Source organism: Comamonas sp. 4034 (assembly GCF_050434545.1).
Taxonomy (GTDB): domain Bacteria; phylum Pseudomonadota; class Gammaproteobacteria; order Burkholderiales; family Burkholderiaceae_C; genus Comamonas; species Comamonas odontotermitis.
In genome coordinates this window covers 132952-157703 of the sequence record NZ_JBNDIT010000008.1, presented here as the reverse complement: position 1 = coordinate 157703, position 24752 = coordinate 132952, and the positions used below count along the sequence as shown (strand labels likewise).

Annotated in this window: 25 protein-coding genes; 19 read left to right on the top strand and 6 right to left on the bottom strand. The window is 57.1% G+C overall.

All coding sequences use genetic code 11. The features are described 5' to 3' along the window. Positions 1-59: 59 nt before the first annotated feature. Together ABIE32_RS10880 and ABIE32_RS10875 are read left to right on the top strand one after the other, a co-directional pair. On the top strand, positions 60-473 hold the full coding sequence (locus ABIE32_RS10880; protein ID WP_429015989.1) for a phage tail assembly chaperone: 414 nt from the start codon (positions 60-62) through the stop codon (positions 471-473). Next, positions 401-805 carry a DUF1799 domain-containing protein gene (locus ABIE32_RS10875; RefSeq protein ID WP_429015987.1) on the top strand — a complete coding sequence of 135 codons (405 nt, stop codon included), beginning with the start codon at positions 401-403 and terminating at the stop codon, positions 803-805. The genes ABIE32_RS10880 and ABIE32_RS10875 overlap by 73 nt, the downstream gene beginning before the upstream one ends. A 25-nt stretch (positions 806-830) precedes the next feature. Here ABIE32_RS10875 and ABIE32_RS10870 read toward each other — a convergent pair whose 3' ends face one another. Continuing rightward, positions 831-1130: a HigA family addiction module antitoxin gene (locus ABIE32_RS10870; RefSeq protein ID WP_429015985.1), complete on the bottom strand. Its 300-nt coding sequence runs from the start codon at positions 1128-1130 to the stop codon at positions 831-833. Between the two features lie 39 nt (positions 1131-1169). After that, on the bottom strand, positions 1170-1451 hold the full coding sequence (locus ABIE32_RS10865) for a type II toxin-antitoxin system RelE/ParE family toxin (protein WP_429015982.1): 282 nt from the start codon (positions 1449-1451) through the stop codon (positions 1170-1172). Positions 1452-1570: 119 nt separating this feature from the next. Between ABIE32_RS10865 and ABIE32_RS10860 the strand changes: the two genes are divergently transcribed. The 13 genes from ABIE32_RS10860 to ABIE32_RS10800 all read left to right on the top strand — a co-directional run bounded on the left by ABIE32_RS10860 (position 1571) and on the right by ABIE32_RS10800 (position 14808). Next, complete coding sequence (locus ABIE32_RS10860) at positions 1571-6763, top strand: tape measure protein (protein ID WP_429015981.1); 5193 nt, start codon at positions 1571-1573, stop codon at positions 6761-6763. Positions 6764-6773: 10 nt separating this feature from the next. Further along, positions 6774-7706 (top strand): hypothetical protein, encoded by a 933-nt coding sequence (locus ABIE32_RS10855; protein WP_429015979.1) that lies wholly within the window; start codon positions 6774-6776, stop codon positions 7704-7706. Continuing rightward, positions 7706-8788, top strand: coding sequence for a hypothetical protein (locus ABIE32_RS10850; protein ID WP_429015977.1), 1083 nt, complete (start codon positions 7706-7708; stop codon positions 8786-8788). Before ABIE32_RS10855 ends, ABIE32_RS10850 begins: the two co-directional genes overlap by 1 nt. Positions 8789-8790: 2 nt before the next feature. Then, positions 8791-9120: a hypothetical protein gene (locus ABIE32_RS10845; protein ID WP_429015975.1), complete on the top strand. Its 330-nt coding sequence runs from the start codon at positions 8791-8793 to the stop codon at positions 9118-9120. A gap of 34 nt (positions 9121-9154) precedes the next feature. After that, positions 9155-9823, top strand: a complete 669-nt coding sequence (locus ABIE32_RS10840) for a hypothetical protein (RefSeq protein WP_429015974.1) — start codon at positions 9155-9157, stop codon at positions 9821-9823. A gap of 8 nt (positions 9824-9831) precedes the next feature. Beyond that, entirely contained in the window at positions 9832-10383 is a 552-nt protein-coding gene (locus tag ABIE32_RS10835) for a hypothetical protein (RefSeq protein ID WP_429015972.1), read from the top strand. Positions 10384-10443: 60 nt separating this feature from the next. Beyond that, positions 10444-10686 carry a holin gene (locus ABIE32_RS10830; protein WP_184708059.1) on the top strand — a complete coding sequence of 81 codons (243 nt, stop codon included), beginning with the start codon at positions 10444-10446 and terminating at the stop codon, positions 10684-10686. Continuing rightward, entirely contained in the window at positions 10683-11231 is a 549-nt protein-coding gene (locus ABIE32_RS10825; protein ID WP_429015970.1) for a glycoside hydrolase family protein, read from the top strand. Before ABIE32_RS10830 ends, ABIE32_RS10825 begins: the two co-directional genes overlap by 4 nt. Continuing rightward, positions 11228-11530 (top strand): DUF6527 family protein, encoded by a 303-nt coding sequence (locus ABIE32_RS10820; protein ID WP_429015968.1) that lies wholly within the window; start codon positions 11228-11230, stop codon positions 11528-11530. Before ABIE32_RS10825 ends, ABIE32_RS10820 begins: the two co-directional genes overlap by 4 nt. Next, positions 11527-12075, top strand: a complete 549-nt coding sequence (locus ABIE32_RS10815) for a hypothetical protein (RefSeq protein WP_429015965.1) — start codon at positions 11527-11529, stop codon at positions 12073-12075. Before ABIE32_RS10820 ends, ABIE32_RS10815 begins: the two co-directional genes overlap by 4 nt. Positions 12076-12133: 58 nt before the next feature. Continuing rightward, on the top strand, positions 12134-12280 hold the full coding sequence (locus ABIE32_RS10810) for a hypothetical protein (RefSeq protein WP_429015963.1): 147 nt from the start codon (positions 12134-12136) through the stop codon (positions 12278-12280). Between the two features lie 146 nt (positions 12281-12426). Beyond that, positions 12427-13653: a hypothetical protein gene (locus tag ABIE32_RS10805; RefSeq protein ID WP_429015961.1), complete on the top strand. Its 1227-nt coding sequence runs from the start codon at positions 12427-12429 to the stop codon at positions 13651-13653. A gap of 657 nt (positions 13654-14310) precedes the next feature. Continuing rightward, positions 14311-14808, top strand: coding sequence for a hypothetical protein (locus ABIE32_RS10800; RefSeq protein WP_429015958.1), 498 nt, complete (start codon positions 14311-14313; stop codon positions 14806-14808). Between the two features lie 46 nt (positions 14809-14854). On the opposite strand, the gene ABIE32_RS10795 is transcribed toward ABIE32_RS10800, so the two are convergent. Further along, a complete protein-coding gene (locus tag ABIE32_RS10795) occupies positions 14855-15796 on the bottom strand; it encodes a tyrosine-type recombinase/integrase (protein ID WP_429015956.1) in 942 nt (313 codons plus the stop codon). Between the two features lie 541 nt (positions 15797-16337). Here ABIE32_RS10795 and ABIE32_RS10790 point away from each other — a divergent pair. Further along, on the top strand, positions 16338-17825 hold the full coding sequence (locus tag ABIE32_RS10790) for a circularly permuted type 2 ATP-grasp protein (protein WP_224151741.1): 1488 nt from the start codon (positions 16338-16340) through the stop codon (positions 17823-17825). A 58-nt stretch (positions 17826-17883) separates the two neighbouring features. Continuing rightward, positions 17884-18846, top strand: a complete 963-nt coding sequence (locus ABIE32_RS10785) for an alpha-E domain-containing protein (RefSeq protein ID WP_224151742.1) — start codon at positions 17884-17886, stop codon at positions 18844-18846. A gap of 98 nt (positions 18847-18944) precedes the next feature. Here the strand turns inward: ABIE32_RS10785 and bfr are convergent, their stop codons facing one another. Further along, entirely contained in the window at positions 18945-19421 is a 477-nt protein-coding gene (gene bfr, locus ABIE32_RS10780; RefSeq protein ID WP_224151743.1) for a bacterioferritin, read from the bottom strand. A 404-nt stretch (positions 19422-19825) separates the two neighbouring features. On the opposite strand from bfr, the gene ahpC reads away from it, so the two are divergent. Beyond that, positions 19826-20407 (top strand): alkyl hydroperoxide reductase subunit C, encoded by a 582-nt coding sequence (gene ahpC / locus ABIE32_RS10775; RefSeq protein ID WP_184705959.1) that lies wholly within the window; start codon positions 19826-19828, stop codon positions 20405-20407. A gap of 116 nt (positions 20408-20523) precedes the next feature. Beyond that, positions 20524-22080 (top strand): alkyl hydroperoxide reductase subunit F, encoded by a 1557-nt coding sequence (gene ahpF, locus ABIE32_RS10770; RefSeq protein ID WP_429015951.1) that lies wholly within the window; start codon positions 20524-20526, stop codon positions 22078-22080. A 177-nt stretch (positions 22081-22257) separates the two neighbouring features. Here the strand turns inward: ahpF and argF are convergent, their stop codons facing one another. Both argF and ABIE32_RS10760 read right to left on the bottom strand, forming a co-directional pair. After that, entirely contained in the window at positions 22258-23178 is a 921-nt protein-coding gene (gene argF / locus ABIE32_RS10765; RefSeq protein ID WP_429015948.1) for an ornithine carbamoyltransferase, read from the bottom strand. Between the two features lie 102 nt (positions 23179-23280). Then, positions 23281-24483, bottom strand: coding sequence for an aspartate aminotransferase family protein (locus ABIE32_RS10760; RefSeq protein WP_429015945.1), 1203 nt, complete (start codon positions 24481-24483; stop codon positions 23281-23283). Positions 24484-24752 lie beyond the last annotated feature (269 nt).

Genomic DNA, 24752 nt, shown 5'->3' with positions numbered 1-24752 from the left:
CCTTTCGCGGGGACGGCTGGGGTGCGCACGGGCATTACATTTCCGCGAAAGAAAATACTATGGCAAAGCAAAAATCTGTACCCGTTACCAGCCTGAAGATGATGGCTGGCAAATCGCCCACTTTCCCTCTGTCTGTGACTGTCAAGAACCTGGATGGCGACGAGTTTGACATCAACCTGACCGCCAAGGCTCAGCGCAAGAGCGAATGGGCCGCAATCCGAGACGCTCAGCGCAAGACTTCCGAGGATGCAGACAAGCCAGCACAGAAGGCCGACTTCTCCTTTGAAGATATGGTCAAAGACGGCATGCGCCAGGCTGCGGAGATCGTAGCGGGTGCAATCACCGGCTGGAACCTGGAGGATGATTTCAACGTGGACAGCCTGATTGTTCTGGAAGACCAGTGCGGCGGCTCGCTGGCCAAGATCCTGAGCAAATACGACGCAGCACTCTTCACAGGCCAACTGGGAAACTAAAGGCTATCGCTCGTTCCCTCTTTGAGCCTCCTGTCACAGCGGCAGAGGCCCAAGCTGAGGGATGGGCGCTGGAAGATTACGAAACCGAAATCATCGAGGTATGGCCGGACAACGAGTCCGCGCTAGAGCTCGCTAGGTTGATCGGCACCAGGTGGGTCTATCCGTCGATGGGTGGGGCGCCGCTCGGGCTCCGCTGGGAGGCGATGTATCCGCTGATGGACAAGCTGGAGCTTGATTCAGCGGCCTGGAACGAGCTCCACGAAGCGATGATGGTCGTTGAGGCTGAGGCGCTGGCCACCATTAGGGAGTTCGCGCCGAAAGTGACCAAGTAACAGGCTGCAACTCTTGCAGCCTGAATCAAGCAGTTTCTGCAAAAGGTTCAATAGACGCAAGCTCATCGCCTAGAGCGATTCTGGTCGTGTCTGCGTCATATTGGCTTTGAAGATTTAGCCAAAACTCAACGCTTGTCCCAAATACGCGGGATAGGCGAAGGGCGGTATCTGCAGTTATCGCTCGGCCATGCTTGATGATGGCCCCAATACGAGTTTGCGGCACATGGATGGCTAGGGCTAGGCGATATTGCGTAAGTCCCATGGGCTCCAGAAACTCCGTGGCAAGGATTTCGCCAGGGGTTGGGAGGGTAAGCTGCTTGGTCATAATCCACACTCCTGTGCTTCTTCAAAAGACGCCTGGGCGTCAGTGGTAATCGACGATTTCAACGTCTGCAGGGCCTTCTGGCGTCCAAATGAAGCAGATGCGCCACTGGTCGTTGATGCGGATGCTGTGTTGTCCTACACGATCCCCTTGCAAAGTTTCTAGTCGATTGCCTGGTGGGACTCGCATGTCCATCAACACCGCAGCAGCGTGCAGCATACGCAGCTTGCGTAGGGCAACACTCTCCAGGTTGGCCCAGCGGCTCACACGCTGAAGGCTAAACAAGTCTTGGGTGTCGGCGCACTTAAATGATTGAATAGCCATGAAAGAATAATAACGCAATGCGTTACTAACGTCAAGCGGAATTATTGTAAGCAAAGCAAACCCCTATTTGGGGCATGGGCTCACGCGATGCGTGGGCCTTTTGCATTTCTGGAGCCCATATGGCAGACATTGAACCGATTGGCCTAGCCCTACAAACCGATGGGATCGACAAGGGCATCAAGAAGCTTGACGAGCTGTCCAAGCAAGGCCCCAAGGTTGAGCAATCGATGGCAGGCATTGCCACTGAGAGCAAGCGTGTAGCGAAGTCCCTTGCTGACCTTGGTATTGGCGCTGGCGACGGCCTAAAGAAGACCGGCGAGGCTGCGCAGAAGGCGGCTACTGGTCTGAAAGCATCTGGCACAGCCGCGCGTGAAGCTGTGACTGATACGGCCAGCCTGGCTCGCGCTATCTCTGGCCTCACAGTCGAGGAAGAGAAGCACATCCGCAAGCTGATCGAGGAGGCCAACTCCCTGCGTATGACGCGCGGAGAGATGGAGGCTTACCGCGCAGCACAGAGAGGGATGAGCACTGGCGCGCAGGAGATCGCCAAGGCGATGGGGGACCGGATCTCCGGTCTTAAGGCAGAGCAAGATGCCCTTGCTAAATCTGCCTCTGCCACTGCAAACCTTGCATCAGTAACTGGTGTGCTTGCCCGTGGCTTGGCGATCATTGGTGTTTCCGCCACTGTTGGCGAGTTCATCAAGATGGCAGATGCCAGCACGAACGTTGCATCCAAGCTGAAGCTGGTCACCAACTCTAGCGCTGAACTGCAAACCGTGCAGGCTGAGCTTTTCAAGTCGGCCCAAAGCTCGCGGGTCAACTACGTGGAACTGGTCGGCACTTACGCCCAGATGGCCCGAGCCACAAAGGAGCTGAATGTCTCTCAGAAGGACATGCTGGCCATCACTCAGACCATCAGTCAGGCGGTGACGGTTAGCGGTGGTTCCGCTCAGGCCGCCCAGGCAGCACTGGTTCAACTCTCCCAAGGCTTTGCTTCTGGCACTCTGCGTGGCGAAGAGTTGAACTCCGTAATGGAGCAGACGCCTCGCCTGGCTATGGCAATCGCTCAGGGTATGGGCGTTTCGGTTGGTGAGCTTCGCAAACTGGGCTCGGAAGGCAAGCTGTCTGCTGAGGCAGTGGTAGAGGCACTGAAGAAGTCGGCCTCTTCGGTTGAGCGTGACTTCAGCCAAATGACCGTGACGGTTGAGCAGGCCTCTACAAACGTCGCAAACAGCCTCACCCGCCTGGTTGGATCGTTTGACCAAGCGACTGGGGCGACTGGCGCGCTTGCTTCAGGCATGCAGTACCTGTCGCGCACCATGGATGAGGCTTCCGGCGAGATGGACCGGTTGGCGAAGGCCAAAAACCTGTCTGACTTCTTTCTGTTGGTGTCAGATACGACAACCACCATGAATGGGAAGCTTGGTGATGCCAAGGCAGAGCTGGCCCGCTTGGAAGCGCAGCTTGCCAAGAACCCCAACAACCTCTTCTTGCAGGCGGCAATTGGTCGCACCCAGGATCTGATCACCAAACTTACTGAGGCTAAGGCGCATATGGTTGCGTTGGAGACTGGGAAGGATGTTGACCCGACCGGGCGAACTGGTACGCGCACCCGAGGTGATAGCTTTGCTGCCTACGCCGATGCGCAGCGCAAGTCTGAGCAAGCGCTGATGGACGTAAGGGCGAAGGCAGCTGGAGTAAATAAGGACTACTTCACCACTCTGAAGACGTTGCAAGAGGCGAAAGCGCTGGGAACTATCAGTGAAAAGTCATACCTTGAGCAGGTCACAGCGCTTGCCAAGGCTACGTGGGACTCTTCGACTGCAGGCAAGGAAGAAGCCAAATCCAAGCGCGAGGCTGCTTCTGCAAGCAAGTCGGCAGAGACAGCCTTGGAGAAGGAAATCCATGCCTACAACAACTTGGTTGCCGGGATTCAAGGAAAGATCGACGCCAACAATGAAGAGCTGCGCTACGCGGGCCGATTGAATGAAGCCCAAAAGGCTGAGGTCAAACTAAACGCCGAATTGGCGTCTGGAAAGCTCAAGATCACAGCCTCCCATGAAGCCGATCTACGAGCGCGCATTGCAATTTGGAAAGCGCAAGAGCAAGCCAAAGAGCAGACCAAACGTGACGTTGAGCTCTACAAGGAACAGGTAGCCGCTCAGGATGAAGTCAGTAAGGCTTATGCAAGGCAGTATGACGAAGTAACGCGGCTCAGGCTTGCGATCTATGAACTTCGTACAACCACTGAGAATGACACAAAGCGCCTCCGATTGGAGGCGTCTCTCATTGGTGCATCCAATGCTCAACGGCAGATCGCAATTCAGCTGTACGACCTGCAGATTGAAAAGGCCAAAGAGCTAGAGCGGGTTGGCAATGCTACCTACATGGGAACTCCAGCCGAGGCCCGCAAAGCACGCGCAGAAGCGGAGGCTGAAGTAGAAAGAATCTACGCCCAGAAGGCTGCAAACGTCGCTGGCAAGGCCTACATTGACGAGTGGAAAAGCACCATCGACCAGGTTGAAAACATCTTTGTTTCCGGCTTCGCCGACATGATGAACAACGGCAAGTCTGGGTGGGAATCGTTCTGCAAGTCGCTCAAGACCTCGTTCTACACGCTGGTTGCGAAGGAAATCTATGCGATGTTCGCCAAGCCCTTTGTGGTGCAGTTGGTTGGGTCCTTCTTGGGTCTAACTGGTGGCGGTGCCGGAAGTGCCGCAATGCAGGTTGCCGGTGGTGGAAACGGGGTAATGAGCATGCTCTCCATGGGCAAGGACATCTTCTCTGCCATTACTGGCGGCTTCAACGCCTTATCTGGTCAGGTCGCGGGCTACGTGCAAAGCGGCATGAACTGGATTAGTGGCTCGGGGGGGATGATCTCTCAGGGGCCTATTCAAGTGGGCGGCTTTGCATCGGGAGTCGGAGCAGCAGCAGCGTATGGCGCAGGGGCTTTGGGTGGCATATATGGCGGTCGATTGATTGGTGGTGGCTACTCCCTAAATGGCGGCTCTGGAAATGGAACCATCAATGCGGGAACCGCCATCGGTGCAATTTTGGGTGGCCCGGTTGGAGCGCTATTGGGTGGCTTGGCTGGCGGCGCGATCAATCGTCTGTTCGGTCGCAAGCTCAAGGAATCCGGCGTGGAAGGCGAGTTCGGTGGAGACACTGGCTTCGAGGGGCGCCTCTTCAAGTACTACAAGGGAGGTCTTTTCAGGTCTAGCAAGACGACATACGAAGATTTGCCCGAAGAAATGCGCAAGGGTCTGGGCGATCAGTTTCTGGCGATGAATGAGTCCATTCGCACGATGGCTGATGCAGTTGGCCTGGGTGGGTCGGCTTTGGATGGATTTACCGCCAAGATCAAAGTCAACCTCAAGGGCCTGAGCGAAGAAGAGGCCACCAAGAAACTGCAGGAGGAGTTCCAGAAGATCGCCGAGCAGATGGGCGGATTGGTGTTGACCACCGAAGAGTACACACATGCGGGGGAAACCCAGCTTGAAGCGCTTGCCCGACTGTCTACATCGATCACCTTAACAAACGAGTGGTTCAAGGCAGTGGGTGACACGCTGTACACCGTGGGTCTTGAGGGTGCGGACATGGCGTCCAACCTGATAGATGTTTTTGGAGGCGCGGACAAGTTCCTAGCCGCCACAAGCAACTACTACGACAAGTTCTTCACGGATCAAGAGAAGGTGGCGAATCAAACGCGCCTGCTCGATGAGCAGTTGAAGAAGCTTGGCGTGGAGACTATGCCAGCGAGCCGCGAGGCGTTCCGGGATTACATCAACTCCATTGATGTAACCACGGAGGCGGGCCAGAAGCTCTATGCGTCCCTGCTGCAGATGGCCGATGTGTTCGATCTGATCTACAGCTCTGCCGAGAACATTGCTGGCCTCAAGGAAGACCTGAACGTGCAACTCATGCGCGCAAAGGGCGACGAAGAGGGTGCTACCCGCCTTGAACGAGACAAGCAGCTTCGTGAACTGGAGAAGTACAAGGACCCTGAACTTGTGCGTCTGCAGGTCGAAGTGTGGGCGGCTGAGGACAAGTCCAAGAAGGATGCAGAGGCGAAGCAAGCTGCTGACGATATGGCCGAGAAACTGGCTGCTGCTCAAAAGGCGGCGCAAGACTTGGCCTTGAAGAACCTGGAAGCAGCCATCTCCCGTGAAAAGGAGTACTGGAACCAGTTCTCTGCAGACGCCAAGGATGCTCAGTCCAAGGCATCCAGCTATTGGACGCTTGTCACGGATGCCGCCAAGAACCTGCGTGGCTCTACGGACGACATTTCGTCATGGAATGCCGCCCAGGGCATGGTGTTCATCGAGCAAGCTGTTGCCAATGCCCGCAAGGGTCTGGGACTGTCTGACTACGACGCGACCAAGTCTGCCATTGAAGCTGCTACCGGTGGCCTCGTTATGGACAACTACGCCACTCAGGCGGGGCTTGACTATGACAAGAAGGTGTTGGCGGGGCAGTTGTCCGAACTCGGTGATTTCGCTGGTCTTGCCAAGTCGGACGCCCAAAAGCAGATCGACCTGGCGACCGACCAGATCAAGCGCCTCGATGACACGCTCAAGTTCTGGCAGGACTACGGCAAAGAGCAGGTGAATGCAACGCTTTCGGTAACGGAAGCGGTGAATGCCCTGTACAAGCTGCTAGACCCTAAGGAGCAAGAGCGCATCCGCAAGGAAGAGGCTGAAAAGGCAGGTCTGACCGGAGGCTCGAAGCCGCCTACTTACACAGGTGGTGGAACGCTGGGAGGAACGGTCACTGGTTCTTCCTCGGGCACAAGCATCTACGGCTACGACAAGGATGGTCGTGCACTCTACTCGGATGGCTCCATTGGGGCCCGTCCTGGTGAGTACGACAAGAGCGGGGTGAGCAAGAACGCCTCCTTGTCTGAAGAGCAGTGGGAGCGCCTGAAATCTGGTCAGTCTGTCTATGACGGCTATTGGCTGGGTGGCAAGCAGTATGGTCTGGAGTCTTACTACTGGGATGAGCAAAAGCAGGCCTGGCTGAAGAAGGGCTCGTTTGCCGTGGGTACGAACTACGTGCCTTACGACATGACAGCCAACATTCACCAGGGTGAGCGGATCATCCCAGCAGCCGACAACCGGGCGCTGATGGCTGCATTGAATACCCAGGGGGGCGGCAATGCGGAGCTGGTGCAGGAGGTCAGGGCCTTGCGCGCCGAGCTTCAAGCCATCAACGCCAACACGGCAGCTGGCGCGGAGTATGGCCGTCGCACCAGTAGTGACATCAGCCAGGTGACGGAAGGCGGCAACGCCATGCGCGTAGCCACCATGAACTAAAGGGTTCCCTATGTACGTGTTAGTCCCCAAGCAGATTGGGGACAGCTCGATGCTGGCCGGGTCTATCCCCGCTGTCGATACGGCAGCTGGGGAGGTGGCCTGGACGGCAGGCGCAGCTGTCGCCGTCGGCAATGAAAGGGTGTACGGCCAACGCGTCTTTCGATGCGCGGTCATGCCGCCCAATCTCAACATCCCGCCAGACCAAGACCCAAACAGTTGGCAGGATGTCCGGCCCTCAAACCGGTGGGCGCCATTTGACTCCTATGTCCAGACGACCCAGGTCAACCGCAAGGGATCACTGACCTATGTCCTGAAGGTTCCGTTTATCACTGGTTTGGCCCTCCACGGGATCACCGGAAAACGCTTGCAGATCAGCGTAACCGAGGGGGAGGGTGGGCCAAACCTCATCACTCCTGTGGACACCGGATTGAACTTGCCGCGTGTCGGCTGGTGGAACTACTTCTTTGGAGAGCGGACGGCGATCAAGTCCTTTCGCATCGAGAGTATCCCCAGCAAGTCGTCAACGGTCATCACGGTGACGGTGACGGCGGACCCAACCCAACCGGTGGGGATCGGCTGGATGTCGATAGGAACTTGGACGGCTTTCGGCATGACAAGTGTCGGAATGCCATCAGGCACCCAGTATGGGGCCAATGCCGAGATCCAGAACTACAGCTACCGCAAGGACTTCGAGGACGGCACTTTCCGTGTTGTGCCCCGGGGCTCAGCGGTGAACCTGTCCCTGCCCGTGATCATCGACGCAGAGGACGCCAATCGGCTGTTCTCGCTCATTGAGCGGCTCAAGGACACGCCTGTCTCGGTCTATGCCAGCTCCATTGGTAAGTACCGCTATCTCGCAACGGTGGGCTTCATCAGCATCGGCTGGCAGCCGCACACCACGTTGAGCACATCAATAACAGTGAATGTAAAGGGGGTTGTCTAATGCCAATCGTTCCAGTACCAGCCATCCGGGACCTTGGCACCGTCCCGAACAACAACATGGACGAGGCCACGTACAACGTGACTGCCGAGAACTTCACGGGAAACATGCCTCCGTGGGGTGCAGATGTAAAGGCCGTGGCCGATTCCGCTAAGACCAATGCCGAGTATTCCAACCAGCGTGCGTCCGACTCGAACACCGCCGCCGAGACAGCAGCTGCTCGTCTTGTCGATGTCCAAACAGCAGCGAATGGTGCTTTTGCAGCCGCGAACTACAAAGGAGAGTGGTCTACGCTCTCTGGAGCTTTGAACGTGCCTGCCACGGTCACCCACCTGGGCCGTCTGTGGTATCTCAAGCTGAACCTGGCCAACGTCGCAAGCCAGACGCCGACTCTGGGTTCTGCCTACTGGGGCGAGGTGAGCCGCAACGATTTCACGGTCTTGCCATGCCCTGCGGGCAGTACGAATGCGGCGGACCGTGGCTTGTATCGGATGACTTCCAGCACCTCAGTGCTGCTGCTTCCTGCTGCTCCATGGCACGGTATGGTTGTGGCGGCAGCTAATGTCTCTGGCACGTTGACGCCTGTGATCCAGCGCAACGGCAAGACAATCTGCGGAGATGCTGAAAACTTCATTATGAATGTTGTTGGCTTCCAGATCGTTTTGCAGTACGACTCCGTATCTGGTGACTGGATGCGAGTTTCTGGTCTGACAGCATTCACTGCTGCACAGCCCGCTATCGGAACCGCCAATATCTGGACTGCTTCTCAGAGCTTCAATGCCGGAGCATCTTTTGGAGATGGCAGGGTCATAAAGCGTAAGACTTTTAGCCTAACGTCACCCGCCGGAGCAAATGGCCGTGTCTCAACTGCCCATGGATTGGATGCTACAAAAATCATCTCCATTTCTGGAGTTGTAAGGAGCGCAGGCATCTACCAGGTTGTTGTCCCGGTCAATAGTTCTGTGGCCGCAAATCAGACAATCCTGGCTCTTGTTGATCCGTCCAATTTACATATTGACACCACGAGCAATAGCTCCGATGTTTACAGCAAGAGTGTGTTTATTAGCATTGAATACGAGGGATAAATATGGCAAATGCAGCACAACTAACTCAATCCCCACTCGCTATCTTAACTCCAGGGGGGGTGTGCGATTTATCTAAGAGTTCGTATTTTGCCGATACTGTTTATGGTGCACTTACCTTTTCATTTGTAAATCGTCCAGCTGATTGCATGCTATTCGAATTAGAGGTTTATTTGTCATCCGGATCGATTGCTTGGCCTGCAAATGTGAAATGGGTTGGAGGAATGGCGCCACAGAGTCTTCAAATCGGCAAGATTCATCTATTTCAGTTTCGAATTGCTCAATCCGGCGGCGCGCCAGGCTTCTGGCTGGGCTCCTACCTGCCGAACTACTGATATGGCGTACAGACCACCACTCATAAAAGGCCCGGTGTACATCACCATCGCGGCCAGCGTCAGGAGCCCGGACATTCGGGCTCTTGCTATTTCTGCGGGTTGGATTGGATACGAGCAGCTCTACTGCACCGTGAATGCGGGTGTGGATGTAGCAACTCTGACTGTGGCGAACATCCCAGACTACCTGCTCACCATCATCAATCGCGGTCGGATTGGAGGCGTCATCAATAGTGGAACAGGTATCTACACCCGTACACGTATTGCCATTGACAACAGCGCTGGGACCATCTTCGGCGGAGGTGGTAAAGGAGGGGATGGTGGCGATGGTTCTGTGTGGCTGACATACGACCCCAATACCTACTACGCCAATGGGACAGGCGGGATCGGGGGGCCTGGTCAGGGGTTCTCCACATCAGGCCCCGTCACTGTAGTTAGTAACAACGCGAAATACCCTGGCACGACCGGAAGTACAGAACGATCCGGATCAGGAACGGGCGTCGCATACGGTGGCGCCAGCGGGCTCCCCGGGCTCTTTGGCCAAGCGGGCGCCAATGGCGACCCTGGATCATTCACAGGCACGGGTGGCTATAACGGCAGCTGGACACCTGGGAAGGCTGGCGGAGTAGCGGGCGCCTATGTAGACGGCAGCAGCTATGTGACATGGATCGCCAACGGCACGCGTCTAGGCAGCGCCATCAACTAAGGATCAACATGTACTACAACACAGAAACGGGCGACTTCGGTCTGCATGAGGGCGACGTACGTTCGTACTTTTTGCAAGCTGGCACTCAGGTGACCTGGGCAGAGCCATTTGCACCACGCGAGCCATTCGTTGCCGTTATTCCAGCAGAGAAGCCAGCGCACAACCCTGCTACCCACAAAGCCGTCGAAACAGCGCCCAAGGACACGCCGGACGGCTGGCTCCAACAATGGAAGGTGGTCAAGCTGACTCAGGCCGAGTTGGATCAGATCGAGGCCGACCGCTTGGCTGCAGAGCAGGCAGCAAAGGATGCTGCCCGGATCACAGTCACCAAGCGGCAGGCCCTATTAGCGTTGTTTGACTTAAAGGGCATCAAAGGCGATCAGATCGACGCAATGATCGGTGCCATTCCTGACGAGGACGCGCGCTACCGGGCCAAGGTGGACTGGGACGGATCAGCAGCCATTGAATCGGATAGCCCAACCATGCTGATGTTGGCTGCTGGTCTGGGGCTGAGCGAGGCTGATCTAGAGCTGCTCTTTGGTTACGCCCAGGCGCTTTGACCTGCAACACACAAGACAGACCCGCTTCGGCGGGTTTTTTCATTTCTGAGAGGGGCGCGCATGAGCAATGGTGCAGAAAACGGCGCGATTGTCGCGGGCAAGGCCGCAGCCTATGGCGGGGCAACAGGGGCATTTGTGAGCGGGCTCACGGTGTCCGAGTGGGGTGTGATCGGCGGCTTGCTGATCGGTGTTCTGGGTTGGGCCTGTAGCCAGTATTGGTCCTGGCGCAAAGACCGGCGAGAGGCGCGCGAGATGGAAGCGCGCATGCAGCACAAGTTTGGTACGGGATGGGATGAACTATGACAGATGCATTGATTCCAAAAGAGCCGAGCATTCCGGCTTCGCTGGCGCGCAAGGGGGCGATCCCTGCAGCTCTGCTGGCCGCGCTGACCAGCCCCCTGGCGTACACCACCTTGGAGCGCTGGGAGGGCAACATCAAACAGGTGTACGCGGACAACCTGGCGCATGGCATCCCTACCTACTGCGCTGGCCGTACTGACTGGAACGCCAAGGTAGGCGACAAGCTCACTGATGACCAGTGCCGGGCAGTGAACAAGGCAACGCTGCTGGAGTATGGCTTTGCCGTGCTGGGGTGTGCCAACTGGGACTACCTGACGGCCAAGCGCCTGATCGGGCTGACCATGTTCGCCATCAACGTGGGCAAGGAGGGCGCTTGCGGCTCCCAGGCCGTCCAAAACATCAATTCTGGCCGGGTAGAGCAGGGCTGCAACCTGATCGCCCACACACCTTCTGGTGCGCCCAACTGGTCAAACGCTGGTGGAAAGTATGTGCAGGGCCTGCAGAACCGCCGCCAAGCTGAGCGCGCCTTGTGTCTGGAGGGGCTATGAAACCAGTAGTCAAGCAAAACGAGGAGCTATTGCGCTTCCACTGTCCTGGCTGTAATGCCTCTCATGCGGTGCAGCATGGCAGCGACTTCGGCCCAAATTGGGGCTGGAATGGCTCCCTTGAGAAGCCGACGTTCACCCCATCGGTGCTAGTCACGTATCCAGGGGCAGACGCGGGCAAGGATGGTGCTCCTCCCGCAGTGTGTCATTCGTTTGTGACGGATGGCCGTATCCAGTTCCTGGGCGACTGTACGCACGCTTTGGCGGGGCAGACCGTCGATTTACCGGAGTGGCCAGCATGACCGCACAAATCAAAGCCCTCATTGTCCTGGTCATCTTCGCGTTGGGGCTGGTTGCTGGCTGGATGGTCAACGGCTGGCGTGGCGCATCCAAAGTGGCCGAGTGCAAAACCGAGCAGGCCCAGGGCGTAGCCAGCCGCGCCGAAGCCGCCAGAGCCGATGAATCCAACACTGCCCAACTGGAGAGTAAGCATGCAAAAGACACGATCTACAACGCTGACAAGCTGGCCAGCCTCAAGACGGGCATTGCTGTTGATGTGCGCTCTGAGCTTGAGCGCGCTCACAGGCTGCAGCTCAGCGCCGACAGCAGAGCCGCCACTTATCGCGCGCAAGCCGAAGCCGACGCCACTGCCCGCCGCAATCTTGCAGATAAAGCCTCAGCCCTCGACCGCCAGCTTGTGGAAGGCGTCGGAGTGGTCGCGGAACTCGGAGGCGCTCTTAAACAGCGAGACGCCGAAGTAGCCGCGCTGTGCGACCAGGTGAACACCGAGCGCCGCCTGAATGGTGATGCGGGTGATCAGGCCTGTAGGGTTGAGGGAGAACAATGATTTACAGCATTCATGTACCAGTCTTTTAGACTGCACCTCTTAACAAAAGAGGTCCCCCATGAAAAAAATTCTGTCCCTTGCTGCGGTCGCGTTGATGCTTAGCGGCTGCGCGGTTTACGGTGATGGCTACTACGACAACGGCCCTGGAAAAAAACCTCACCCCCATGGCTGCCCTCCAGGCCAAGCTAAAAAGGGTAACTGCTGATACTGCGCATAGATAGTCTCCCCAAAAGTCAATAAACGCAAATTCAACATTGGGCCGCTCTAAAGGCCTATCTATTTATATTTGCTGATGATGTATGCTGCAAAACTTGGCAATTTGTTCTGGCTCATGTTGAATAGAGAGTTACTATGGAATATTTAAAATCCGTAAATAAACCTTGTGCGATCCGTGCTTCCGGGTGGATTTTGGCGCTTACAGCACTTTTTTCTGCCAGCCATTCGAGCGCGGCGGAAGTTACAGTTGGGGCTGATTCCAACTATTTCTCAGGCTGGAGTTTTAGCGCCTTTCCTCCACCTCCTTCAGGTACAACGTATTGGTATTACATGAACGGGACAGGTGCTCCCGGTCCTGACGTTTTGCCGGGAGGCGGAGGACAGACCATCGGTGACTTTAATGGCAATCCGTTGACCTGGACAGTTGACCCTCCCTCACGTTTGATCACCGCAGGAGTCTGGGCAGGGACCAATGCTTTTGGCAATAGTAGCTATCTACCATTAAATATCGGAGTGCCAGCAATCCGGCCAGGCCAAGGGTTTCTCAGTCGTGGAACCGCATCCTTTTCGTCCGCTTCTCCATTTAGGCAGGGGGCGGTTCTGTTCTTTCAGGATGTCGACGGCAACGAAGACTTCAAATTCCACTTCCAAGATTGCACTGGGAATATCGTAGATGGGGGTGATTTTGATTTCTTGAAAATCTCGACATCTGGCACGCCTAGTTATTTCATCGAAGGTACGGCTCCAGCACAGTATTGGCGCGTCACTTCTGCAATAGGCAACGATCCCAATACCGTCAACGGTATCGTCATAAAATCACCAGATGTCTGTCAAATTGTCGTCGATGGCGACAAGCCTTCCATTGGTGGCAGCGTCAATATGTTCTTGGGTTCTCCACCTAACGAGGTGCCTACGGCAGTTCCTACTGTCAGTGGAACATCACCAGCTGTTGGCAGTGCTGTCACTGGCACCTATACCTATGCTGACGTGGACAACAATGCGCAAGACGTTTCGGCAACTGGCTCAATCTACAAATTCGTGACCAGCCCAAGCAGTACATTGACGGACTCCACTACAGGCAAAGTAGTGGACAGTGGACCTACAGGTGGGAACGGTGCAACTTACACTCCCGTAGCTGATGATGCAGGCCAATATCTGTATTTCTGCGTAACCCCCATCGCGGCTGCTGGTGCTAACCCGGGGCTAGAAACATGCACCCCAGTAGGACAAGTTGCCAAAGGCTCGACGGTAGGCGAGCAGCCTGGGGTCCAACCTGTACCAGCTCTCTCTGTGATCTCTATGATTGGCTTGGCAGGCATGCTCGGGTTCCTCGGGTGGCGTAGGGGGCGTACTGGCGTCTGATGGACTAAAGCCGGGAGCAGCAGCACCTACCGCTTGAAGCTCGCGCGTGGGTAGCTTTCTGGGTAGGCTCGAGTTGACGGATAGCTTACGTGACACGCCGAGTACTGATATCCCAGACCTACAATTCAGGTCTAAAAAATCAACATCGGCGGCTGCTGCCGGCCAGCGCCGGCCGATCCCGCCGAGCCCATCGTTGTCCGACAGCCACATGCCAACTTATCCGTTCAAAGGGGGACCGCTGCACGGATCGCGCCGTCGGCAGGGTCATCCCGGCAAAGGGTGGGGGTCTGTGCAGGATTTGAGCGGCAGGCAACTCCCGCTCCAGAGCCGCTCCGGAGCGGGAGTTGCCTAGCGCTAGCGCCGCGCCAGAGCGTCGGAGGCATGGCTTAGACGCAAGAAGGGCGCGTCAAAACGGCACATCAGGCCCTAGATCGCGGCAGACCTCCCGCATTTCCGCAGGCGTTGGAGCGCAGCGCCAGACCATAGAGCCCAGGACTGGCATAGCCTCAGGATGCGAAGGCTTGATGCTGTCCGCGCGCTCACGCTCCGGCGTCTTGATCCATTGATCTTGTGGCTTGATGTGCCATTGCCAGTATCTTGATCCAATCATGGCGATCTCCAAAACACTGTATATTTATACAGTAATATGGAGTTGCCATGGAATCATTTGCACACTTTGAAGTTGGGGATTTGCCCGGCAGGTTTGATCCGGGCAGGGCTTCTCCTGGAACTGACGGGTACATTGCAGCCAAGAAAAAGGCAGGCTATCCATCCTGTGTTCTGAGGCTGCAGCATGCTGGCGTGTTTCTTCCTGTCTATCTGTTGCAATTCAGACCAAGACTGCATGGAAATTTGGTCACGGCTCAAGCCCATGACGGATCTGACTGCACTTGCTTGGTGGATCGCGAAGACCCCAACAGGATGCTTTGCCAGGCTTTGGAAAAGGCAGAGGTGTGGAAGGAACGTGACAATGTGCTCTTGCTTCGTGGCATCGAGTGGGATGAAGCAGAGTTACAGCAATGGCCTCAAATTTGGCTCTGCGGACCCTCGCCCGCTGAGATTGGGAGCAGCCTAAAAACCCTGAACCCTTGGCTTGAGAAGCAATACATGAAGGTCAAGCGGCCACCTTATCCAGAATTTCCACGGAGGAAATAGCCTAGGTCTACGCGTTTTGCGCCCAGGGCGGGGGCGCTTTTTTGTTTCAGATTCGCGCTGCTATGTCCTCCGCAGACTCTCGGTAGTAGGTTTCCATGAGTATTTTCAGGTTCTTGTGCCTACTTATGCGCGCCAATGTCATCACATCTACTCGCCGAGATAGCCAGGTTAGGGCGCTGGCTCTGCTGTCATGAAAGGTCAGATCATCGATAAGGAGTTCGCGTGTCAGCCTTGAAAACATCGCGCTTGCGTGATCTGGGGTGATGGTGAATGGCTGATACTTTGCAAAGAGTTCAGCCCCTTTGCGGGCAAGAGGCACTTTGACTGGAGGAGATGCTTTGCCACTGTTCTTGTCCCGCTCAAGAATTGCAACACGACCAACTACTCTCGCAGCGAGTATCTCGTTTAGGCGCATTCCTGTATGCAAGGCGATATGGAAGGCGTGCACTACTTCCAGCATCCTGCCTTCACGCGGGGAGCGCAATATACGCTTGATCAGCCTCCATTCCCATAGCTGGTGACGGGCTGGATTGTGCTCAGGCATCCGAACCCCAACACAAGGGTTGGATGAAATCACCTTCCACTCAATTGTTGCTGTTCTGAACAGGCTTCGGAGGACGCTGAACTGTCGAATTACTGTAGAGCCGCTGACAGACTTTTGCCGCTCATCGCGCCATTCGCCGAGTCTGTTCGAGGTGATTTGGACTAGAGGGGTGCGGGGTCCGAAGAATTCCAGCATTTCGGCTATGCGCCTCTGCTCCCAGTCCAAGGAGCCCTCAGCCTTTTCTGGTGCCACGGTGGCAAGATACTTTTCGGCAGCCTGCCCAAAGGTCATCCCTGCTGCGCCACTGGCCGCATCAAGCTGAGCCTCTGTTTCCAGAGCCCATTTCTGGGCATCGCGTTTGGTTTCGAATACCTTGCTTGTCCGCTCACCATGCTTTTGGACTTCGGCTCGCCAGCCATTGCGAAATTTTCTGATGTATGCCATGTGCGGGACTTTGTGCGGGATTGATGCGGGGAGCTATATATTTTTAGATTGTCGCTCATTGTGTCTACCGTATAGAAAACGACACTATTTCCGGCAGATTCCTTAGCTTTAGGCCACACCATGGCAGCAATACCTCGTCGAGCCCGTCGCTGCTGGCCGCCGTGGGTGCCAGCCGGGCCGTGGCGCAAACGGGCTATCGCAATCGGTTTCGCCATCCAGCAGCCCCCGTGGTGCAGCGGTATGCAGAGCAGCGCATCCGGTTTCACTCCACAGTCGAATGCGGCGCTGCATTGTGGCATTCCACCTTGCCAGCAGCATTGCAATGCCAGCGCCAGATTCGGCTGCGGTATTGGCAGCATGGATTGCACCAGTTTGGTGCAAATTCAGCGCATATCGACAGCGAGTCCCTGTCGGAGCGCGATGCTGCTCCTGCAAAATCCATAGGGGATGGCAATGGGGCCTTGATACCCGATGAAGGTTAGTACCTAGCTGGCGGTGGCGCGAAACTTGCTAAGCTGATTCTGTGAGAAAGGACATGTTGATGCAGAAATTTGATGAGATGTACCAAGGGCTGCCATACGCCACGGGGGCCGAGCGGGTGCATTACCAGACCTACGCCAAATGGCTCAAGGAGCAGCCTTTCGACAAGATGCAGGCATTGCGTGAAGAGGCCGAACTGGTGTTCCGCCGTGTGGGTATCACTTTTGCGGTCTATGGCGAAAAGGACGAAGATGGCTCGGGCACCGAGCGGCTGATTCCGTTCGACCTGATCCCGCGCATCATTCCCTCGCACGAATGGCGGCAGATGCAAAAGGGCCTGGTGCAACGGGTAACAGCCCTCAACCGGTTCATTCATGATGTCTACCACGACCAGGAAATCCTGAAAGCCGGCATCGTGCCGCGCGATCTGGTGCTGGACAACAGCCAGTACCGGCCCGAAATGCAGGGCGTGAATGTGCCGCTCGACATCTACGCGCACATGGCAGGCATCGACATCGTGCGCGCGGCCGAAGCCGATGGAAGCGGCACCTACTATGTGCTGGAAGACAATCTGCGCGTGCCGTCCGGGGTGTCGTACATGCTGGAAAACCGCCGCATGATGATGCGGCTTTTTCCCGGGCTTTTCAGCAGCCATGCCGTAGCGCCTGTGGCCCATTACCCCGATTTGCTGCTCGATACCCTGCGTGCCAGTGCTCCCGCCCACGCCGTCAACAATCCGACGGTGGTGGTATTGACGCCAGGCATGTACAACAGTGCTTATTTCGAACATGCCTTCCTCGCGCAGCAAATGGGGGTGGAACTGGTGGAAGGGCAGGATCTGGTCGTGCGCGACGACATGCTCTACATGCGCACCACACAGGGGCTGCAGCGCGTCGATGTGATCTACCGCCGTGTGGACGACGACTTTCTGGACCCGCAGGTCTTCCGCCCCAATTCCACGCTGGGCTGCGCGGGCCTGATGCAGGTGTACCGCAAGGGCAATGTCGCCATCTGCAATGCGGTGGGAACCGGTGTGGCCGACGACAAATCGGTCTACCCCTATGTGCCCGACATGATCCGTTTCTACCTGGGGGAAGAGGCCATCCTGAAAAACGTGCCGACCTGGATGTGCCGCAAGCCGGATGACCTGGCCTACGTACTGGACCATCTGGATGAGCTTGTGGTGAAAGAGGTGCACGGCGCTGGCGGTTACGGCATGCTGATCGGACCGGCAGCCACGCGCGCAGAGATCGAGGAGTTTCGCGCGGTGCTCAAGGCCAAGCCCAGTGGCTATATCGCGCAACCCACGCTCAGCCTCTCGAGCAGCCCCACCTATGTGGAAAGCGGAATTGCGCCGCGCCATATCGATCTGCGCCCGTTCGTCCTCAGCGGCAAACAGGTGCAGATGGTGCCGGGTGGCCTGACGCGCGTTGCCCTCAAGGAGGGCTCGCTGGTCGTCAACTCGTCGCAAGGCGGAGGCACCAAAGACACCTGGGTGCTGCGCGGCCCGGAGGATGACTACAGCGAGTGGGAGGGCGGCCAGCAGTGAGGCTTGCACGCACCACCTGACCTTCGACCAAGATCATGCATAGCGAAAGATTTTATTGATGCTGAGCCGTACCGCCGATCACCTCTACTGGATGTCCCGTTACACCGAACGGGCGGAGAACACCGCCCGCATGCTGAATGTCAGCTACGAAACCTCCATGCTTCCGCAGTCTGCGTCCGCTGCCACCAAGGCCTGGCAGAGCGTGCTGTCGATCAGCGAGCTGCTGCCCGCTTACTACCAGCGCCACGATGAAGTCACCCTGGAAGGCGTCTTGCACTTCATGGTGAGGGACGAGACCAATTCCTCATCAATCTACAGCTGCCTGCAGGCGGCGCGCGAGAATGCCCGCGCCGTGCGCGGGGCGTTGACGACAGAAGCCTGGGAGACGCAGAACCTGACCTGGCTGGACATGAACCGGCTGTTCAAGGCCAAGAAGTTCGAGACCGACCCGGCCAAGTTCTTCGAATGGGTCAAATACCGCTCGCACCTGTCGCGTGGCGTGGCGCTGGGCACCATGCTGCAGGACGACGCGTTTCGCTTCCTGCGGCTGGGTACCTTCATCGAGCGGGCAGACAACACCGCACGCTTGCTGGATGTACGCTTTCACGCCATCAAGAACGACTACCATGGCACGGTGCCAGGCAAGGGCCAGGCGCAGTTCGACTTCTACCATTGGAGTGCCATTCTGCGCAGCGTCTCGGCGTTCGAGGTGTACCGCAAGGTCTACCGCAATGTGATCACGCCTGAGCGTGTGGCCGAGATGCTGATCCTGCGCCGAGACATGCCACGCTCCCTGCATGCCAGCATGTACGAGGTCGTGCAGATTCTGGAAGCCGTGGCCAATGACCACTCGGCTGAAACCCAGCGCCAGGCAGGCTTGCTGCTGGCCGAGCTGCAGTATGGGCGCATTGACGAATTGCTGGCCACCGGCCTGCATGCCTACCTGGTGCACTTTCTGGAACGCGTGCATGCGCTGGGTGGTCGCATCGGCAACGATTTTCTCGCTACCGCAGACCTGTAAGTAGACAGCCTGTAGCGGAAAAGAAAAAAGCAAAGGGAAAGGGCGCATGGCGCCCTTTCCCTTTTCTTTGGATGGTGTGAGCTTGACGCTCGGCGGGCTTACTCCAGCTCGCCCATCACTGATTGCAGGTAGTTCTGCGTGCCGACCTTGTCGATCAACTCCAGCTGGGTTTCCAGGAAGTCGATGTGCTCTTCGGTGTCGTCCAGAATCTTCTGCAGCAGATCGCGCGAGACATAGTCGCGCACGCTTTCGCAATGGGCAATGCCGTCCTTGATGGTGGCTTGCGCGCCTTGTTCCAGGCGCAGATCGCAGGCGAGCGCTTCAGGTACGTCTTCGCCGATCTGCAGCTTGCCCAGATCCTGCAGGTTGGGCAGTCCGTCGAGCATGAAGATGCGGTCCATCAGCCAGTCGGCGTGTTTCATCTCGCCGATGGATTCCTCATATTCCTTCTTGGCCAGCTTGTCGAGGCCCCAGTGCTTGTACATGCGGTAGTGCAGAAAGTACTGGTTGATGGCGGTGAGTTCGTTTTTCAGCTGGGCTTGCAAAAAGCCAATGGCCTTGGGGTCGCCTTTCATGGTGGGCTCCTTCTCGGTGTGTCAGTGGTCGATGGGTGTATTGTCGGGGCGAATCGGCGATGCGCCAAACCGGTGGGTTGCTAATCCCCGCTGCGGCGTTCTGGCTGCGTTTAAGGTTGAGTTGTGTTCGCATTTGACAGTGCCTGCCTGCGCCTGCATGATTCGGCCTTGTCGGAACGCAAGGCCGTTGTCACATGGCTGTGCTAACTTGCAGAGGTGGTGCGCAATCTGCTGTGCGGCCTTGCAAATTCGGCAATCGTCCCTATTGAAGAAGTACGACAGGTCGGGATCTTGAAAATAGCTTTTGCAAATTAAAACGATCAATTTAATTGACTGGATTAATGACTCAAGTTTTCCTACACTAACTCCTGTCAAGCAATTTTTACCACTAGAAGGAAACAGCAATGTCCCTGATCAATACGCAAGTCCAACCCTTCAAGACCACTGCTTTCGTGCAGCGCGCTGGCGCCGCCAAGGGTGAGTTCATCGACGTGACCGAAGCCGATTTGAAGGGCAAGTGGTCTGTCGTGATCTTCATGCCAGCCGCTTTCACCTTCAACTGCCCCACCGAAATCGAAGACGCAGCCAACAACTACGCCGAGTTCCAGAAGGCTGGCGCAGAGGTCTACATCGTCACCACCGACACGCATTTCTCGCACAAGGTGTGGCATGAAACCTCCGACGCCGTGGGCAAGGCACAGTTCCCACTGGTTGGCGATCCAACCCACCAACTGACCAATGCCTTTGGCGTGCACATCCCTGAAGAAGGCCTGGCGCTGCGCGGCACTTTCGTGATCAACCCTGATGGCGTGATCAAGACCATGGAAATCCATTCCAACGAAATCGCCCGTGACGTGTCGGAAACCCTGCGCAAGCTCAAGGCTGCCCAGTACACCGCTGCTCACCCAGGTGAAGTGTGCCCCGCCAAGTGGAAAGAAGGCGAGAAGACCCTGGCTCCTTCGCTGGACCTGGTCGGCAAGATCTGATCGATCTCACACTGCTACAAAATAGGTAGCTTCAGACGCCCGGGTGCCTGGCGCCCGGGCATTATTTTTTTCAAAAACTAGAAAATTCAGTCGTTACAAAGTCAAAAGGAAGATCCATGCTCGACAACACCATGAAAGCACAATTGAAAGCGTACTTGGAGCGTCTGACCAAGCCCGTCGAGCTGGTGGCGGCCTTGGGCGATGACGAAAAGTCGCAGGAAGTGCGCGAACTGCTCGCGGACATCAAGGAGCTCAATGACAAGATCACCGTGGTCGAGAAGAAGGACGGCGACGAACGCAGGCCTTCGTTTCTGATCACCAACCCAGGTGTGGATACCGGCGTGCGTTTTGCCGGCGTGCCACTGGGCCATGAATTCACCTCGCTGGTGCTGGCATTGCTGCAAGTGGGTGGCCACCCATCGAAGGAAGCTGCCGATCTGCTGGAGCAGGTCAGGAACATCGATACGCCACTGCACTTCGAGACCTACTACTCGCTGTCATGTCACAACTGCCCGGATGTGGTGCAGGCGCTGAATCTGATGGCGGTGCTCAACCCCAAGATCACGCACACTGCGATTGACGGCGGCATCTTCCAGAAGGAAGTGGAAGCGCGCGAAGTGATGGCGGTGCCCACTGTTTTTGTCAACGGCGAGCGCTTTGGCCAGGGCCGCATGGAGCTGGCCGAGATCGTGGCCAAGGTCGACACGGGCGCTGCGGCACGGGAAGCTGCCAAGATTTCTGCCAAGGAAGCCTTTGATGTGCTGGTGGTGGGCGGAGGCCCTGCTGGCGCGGCTGCGGCCATCTATGCCGCCCGCAAGGGCATCCGCACCGGCATCGCGGCTGACCGTATTGGTGGCCAGATGCTCGATACCGTGGATATCGAGAACTTCATCTCGGTCAGCAAGACCGAAGGCCCCAAACTGTCTGCGGCGATGGAAAACCATATCCGCGACTACGAGGTGGACATCATGGCCTTGCAGACTGCCAAGCGCCTCACCCCTGCTGCGCAGGAAGGCGGCTTGATCGAGATTGAGACGGAATCGGGTGCCAAGCTCAAGGCCAAGACCGTGATTCTCTCGACCGGCGCCCGCTGGCGCAACATGAACGTGCCTGGTGAAGACAAGTACCGCACCAAGGGTGTGACGTACTGCCCGCACTGCGATGGTCCGCTGTTCAGGGGCAAGGATGTGGCCGTGATCGGCGGCGGCAATTCGGGCATTGAAGCAGCCATCGATCTGGCAGGTGTCGTCAAGAGCGTCACGGTGCTGGAATTTGCTGCGGAGCTGAAGGCAGATGCCGTGCTGCAGAAGAAGCTGGCGACCTTGCCGAACGTCAAGGTGATCTTGAATGCGCAGACCACGGAAGTGAATGGCGACGGCAAGAAGGTGACTGGCCTCACGTACAAGGACCGCACCAACGACGAGATCAAACAGGTTGCGCTCGAAGGCATCTTTGTGCAGATCGGTCTGCTGCCCAATACCGATTGGCTCAAGGGCACGGTGAACCTGACGCGCTTTGGCGAGATCGAGATCAATGCCAAGGGTGAAACCAATCTGCCCGGCGTGTTTGCTGCCGGTGATTGCACGAACGTGCCGTTCAAGCAGATTATCATTGCCGCAGGTGCCGGTGCCACGGCGGCGTTGTCGGCCTTCGATCACCTGATCCGGCATTGAAATGGCTGCTGGCGCTTGACTGGTAAGCGCCAATTGCTATCAAGGCAATACTGAAATCTCCCGTAAATGCAAAGAGGACTGCCTGGCAGTCCTCTTTTTTTGTTTGCCTCTGTTGCCGAACTTGATCGGCATCAAAAAACGGCCCGAAGGCCGTCTGTGGGAATGGCGGGGTGCCGATCAGCCCTGCTTGCCGATGAGCAGGTATTCCATCAGAGCCTTTTGCACATGCATGCGGTTTTCGGCCTCATCCCAGACGACGGATTGCGGGCCGTCGATCACATCGGCCTGCACTTCCTCGCCGCGGTGCGCGGGCAGGCAATGCATGAAGAGGGCATCCTTCCTGGCAATCGCCATCATCTCCTGGTCCACGCACCAGTCGGCAAAGGCCTTCATGCGCTTCTCGTTCTCTTCCTCGTAGCCCATGCTGGTCCACACATCGGTGGTGACAAGGTCTGCATCCTTGCAGGCATCCATCGGGTTGCTGAAGATTTTGTAGCAATCCTTGCTGTAGGGGCGGCCGCTGAAGGCCAGTTCTTCATCAATCTCGTAGCCGCTTGGCGTGCTGACGTGCACCTTGAAGCCCAGCAGGTTGGCCGCTTGCAGCCAGGTATTGGCCATGTTGTTGCCGTCACCCACCCAGGCCACCGTCTTGCCCTGGATGGAGCCGCGATGCTCGATGAAAGTGAAGATGTCGGCCAGGATCTGGCAGGGGTGGAACTCGTTGGTCAGGCCGTTGATCACCGGCACGCGCGAGTGGGACGCAAAGCGCTCGATCTTTTCCTGGCCGAAGGTACGGATCATCACCAGATCGGTCATGCGGCTGATGACGCGTGCGCTGTCCTCGATGGGCTCGGCGCGGCCCAGCTGGCTGTCGCCGGTGGTGAGGTGCACCACGGAGCCACCCAACTGGTACATGCCCGCCTCAAAGCTCACGCGCGTGCGCGTGCTGGCCTTTTCAAAGATCATCGCCAGCGTGCGGTCGGCCAAAGTGTGGTGGGTGACGTAGCCCTTGAACTTCTGCTTGATCAGCGCAGCACGCTTGAACAGGTATTCATACTCATCGGCCGTGAAGTCTTGGAATTGCAGGTAATGTTTCATAACGCTCGGGTCTTGTCTGTAGAGCTTATGCAAACAGGGAGGTGCAGCGGGCCTTTCCATTGGCAGGCTGCGGGCCTGATCCTGATTTGCATAAGCCGTGGTTTACTTGCCAGCCAGGAATGCCTTGACCAGCGGAGCCAGCTTGGCGACGATCTCGTCGGCTTCCGCTTCCGTCAGGATGAGGGACGGCACAAGGCGGATCACGGTGTCGGCGGTCACGCTGAACAGCAGGCCTGCCTCTTGCGCTCCACGGGTGATCAACTCGCCGCAGGGCTTGTTCAGCTCCACGCCGATCATCAGGCCCTGGCCGCGCACTTCGACGAAGCCTTCCGTACCCGCCAGCGCCTTGTTCAGTGCGGCCTTCAGATAGTCGCCGACCTTGGTGGCGTTGTCCAGCAGCTTCTCTTCTTCCATGATGCGGATGGTTTCGACGCCAGCGCGCATGGCCAGGGGGTTGCCGCCGAACGTGGTGCCATGGTTGCCAGGCTGGAACACCTTGGCTGCCTTGGGGCCCGCCACCACTGCACCGATCGGCATACCAGAGCCCAGGCCCTTGGCCAGCGACATCACATCGGGCACGATGCCGGCCCACTGGTGAGCAAACCATTTGCCGGTGCGGCCCATGCCGGCCTGGATTTCATCCACCACAAACAGCCAGTCCTGGGCATCGCACAGCTCGCGCACCTGCTTCATGAAGTCGGCGCGCATGGGGTGCAGGCCGCCTTCGCCCTGGATAGGCTCCATCATCACGGCAACGATATTGGGGTTGCCTTCGGTTGCCTCTTTCAATGCCACGAAATCGTTGGCAGGCACGCGCAGGAAGCCATCGAGCAGCGGGCCAAAGCCATTGCGCACCTTGGGGTTGGCCGTGGCGCTCATCGTGGCAATGGAGCGGCCGTGGAAAGCGTGGTCAAAAACCACGATGACCGGCTTTTCGATGCCCTTGTCCACGCCATACTTGCGGGCGATCTTGATCGCCGCTTCGTTGGCTTCCAGGCCGGTGGAGCAGAAGAAGGCGTTGGTCATCTTCGAGCGCTCGACCAGCAGGGCGGCCAGCTTTTCCTGACCAGGCACGTAGTAGTAGTTGCTGGTGTGGATCAGCTTGGTCATCTGGTCATGCAGTGCCGCCACCAGCTTGGCATGGTTGTGTCCCAGCGTGTTGACGGCGATGCCGCCCAGTGCATCGAGGTATTCCTTGCCGTTGACATCCCACACGCGCACGCCCTGGCCTCGCTCCAGTGCGACTGGCACGCGGCCGTAGGTAGTCATCACATGGGGCTCTGCAGGCTTGACGATGTCGGTCATGGGAAATCTCCACAAAAAAGTAAATAAAAACTCCACAGATACCCGCTAAAGTGGCTGGGCATCGGGTGGAAAGGCCATTCTAGGGGCTGGGCGGTACACCACTAGTGAAGAATGTGCATCACTGCATTGCGCAAGCGATCTCTTTGTGAAATATACGCTTTGCGTTGAAGAGCTGTACATGAAATGGACCAGCTGTGTAGTGTTTTCGGGATTTCGTGCCCGGTATCCTGTTGGTCTGCCTGAATTGCGTGAATTTGCGGCAAAACTAT

Coding starts and splice junctions, on each gene's coding strand:
- ABIE32_RS10880 (WP_429015989.1), top strand. CDS start 60: ATGGCAAAGCAAAAATCTGTACCCGTTACCAGCCTGAAGATGATGGCT.
- ABIE32_RS10870 (WP_429015985.1), bottom strand. CDS start 1,130: ATGACCAAGCAGCTTACCCTCCCAACCCCTGGCGAAATCCTTGCCACG.
- ABIE32_RS10865 (WP_429015982.1), bottom strand. CDS start 1,451: ATGGCTATTCAATCATTTAAGTGCGCCGACACCCAAGACTTGTTTAGC.
- ABIE32_RS10860 (WP_429015981.1), top strand. CDS start 1,571: ATGGCAGACATTGAACCGATTGGCCTAGCCCTACAAACCGATGGGATC.
- ABIE32_RS10855 (WP_429015979.1), top strand. CDS start 6,774: ATGTACGTGTTAGTCCCCAAGCAGATTGGGGACAGCTCGATGCTGGCC.
- ABIE32_RS10850 (WP_429015977.1), top strand. CDS start 7,706: ATGCCAATCGTTCCAGTACCAGCCATCCGGGACCTTGGCACCGTCCCG.
- ABIE32_RS10845 (WP_429015975.1), top strand. CDS start 8,791: ATGGCAAATGCAGCACAACTAACTCAATCCCCACTCGCTATCTTAACT.
- ABIE32_RS10835 (WP_429015972.1), top strand. CDS start 9,832: ATGTACTACAACACAGAAACGGGCGACTTCGGTCTGCATGAGGGCGAC.
- ABIE32_RS10830 (WP_184708059.1), top strand. CDS start 10,444: ATGAGCAATGGTGCAGAAAACGGCGCGATTGTCGCGGGCAAGGCCGCA.
- ABIE32_RS10825 (WP_429015970.1), top strand. CDS start 10,683: ATGACAGATGCATTGATTCCAAAAGAGCCGAGCATTCCGGCTTCGCTG.
- ABIE32_RS10820 (WP_429015968.1), top strand. CDS start 11,228: ATGAAACCAGTAGTCAAGCAAAACGAGGAGCTATTGCGCTTCCACTGT.
- ABIE32_RS10815 (WP_429015965.1), top strand. CDS start 11,527: ATGACCGCACAAATCAAAGCCCTCATTGTCCTGGTCATCTTCGCGTTG.
- ABIE32_RS10810 (WP_429015963.1), top strand. CDS start 12,134: ATGAAAAAAATTCTGTCCCTTGCTGCGGTCGCGTTGATGCTTAGCGGC.
- ABIE32_RS10805 (WP_429015961.1), top strand. CDS start 12,427: ATGGAATATTTAAAATCCGTAAATAAACCTTGTGCGATCCGTGCTTCC.
- ABIE32_RS10800 (WP_429015958.1), top strand. CDS start 14,311: ATGGAATCATTTGCACACTTTGAAGTTGGGGATTTGCCCGGCAGGTTT.
- ABIE32_RS10795 (WP_429015956.1), bottom strand. CDS start 15,796: ATGGCATACATCAGAAAATTTCGCAATGGCTGGCGAGCCGAAGTCCAA.
- ABIE32_RS10790 (WP_224151741.1), top strand. CDS start 16,338: ATGCAGAAATTTGATGAGATGTACCAAGGGCTGCCATACGCCACGGGG.
- ABIE32_RS10785 (WP_224151742.1), top strand. CDS start 17,884: ATGCTGAGCCGTACCGCCGATCACCTCTACTGGATGTCCCGTTACACC.
- bfr (WP_224151743.1), bottom strand. CDS start 19,421: ATGAAAGGCGACCCCAAGGCCATTGGCTTTTTGCAAGCCCAGCTGAAA.
- ahpC (WP_184705959.1), top strand. CDS start 19,826: ATGTCCCTGATCAATACGCAAGTCCAACCCTTCAAGACCACTGCTTTC.
- ahpF (WP_429015951.1), top strand. CDS start 20,524: ATGCTCGACAACACCATGAAAGCACAATTGAAAGCGTACTTGGAGCGT.
- argF (WP_429015948.1), bottom strand. CDS start 23,178: ATGAAACATTACCTGCAATTCCAAGACTTCACGGCCGATGAGTATGAA.
- ABIE32_RS10760 (WP_429015945.1), bottom strand. CDS start 24,483: ATGACCGACATCGTCAAGCCTGCAGAGCCCCATGTGATGACTACCTAC.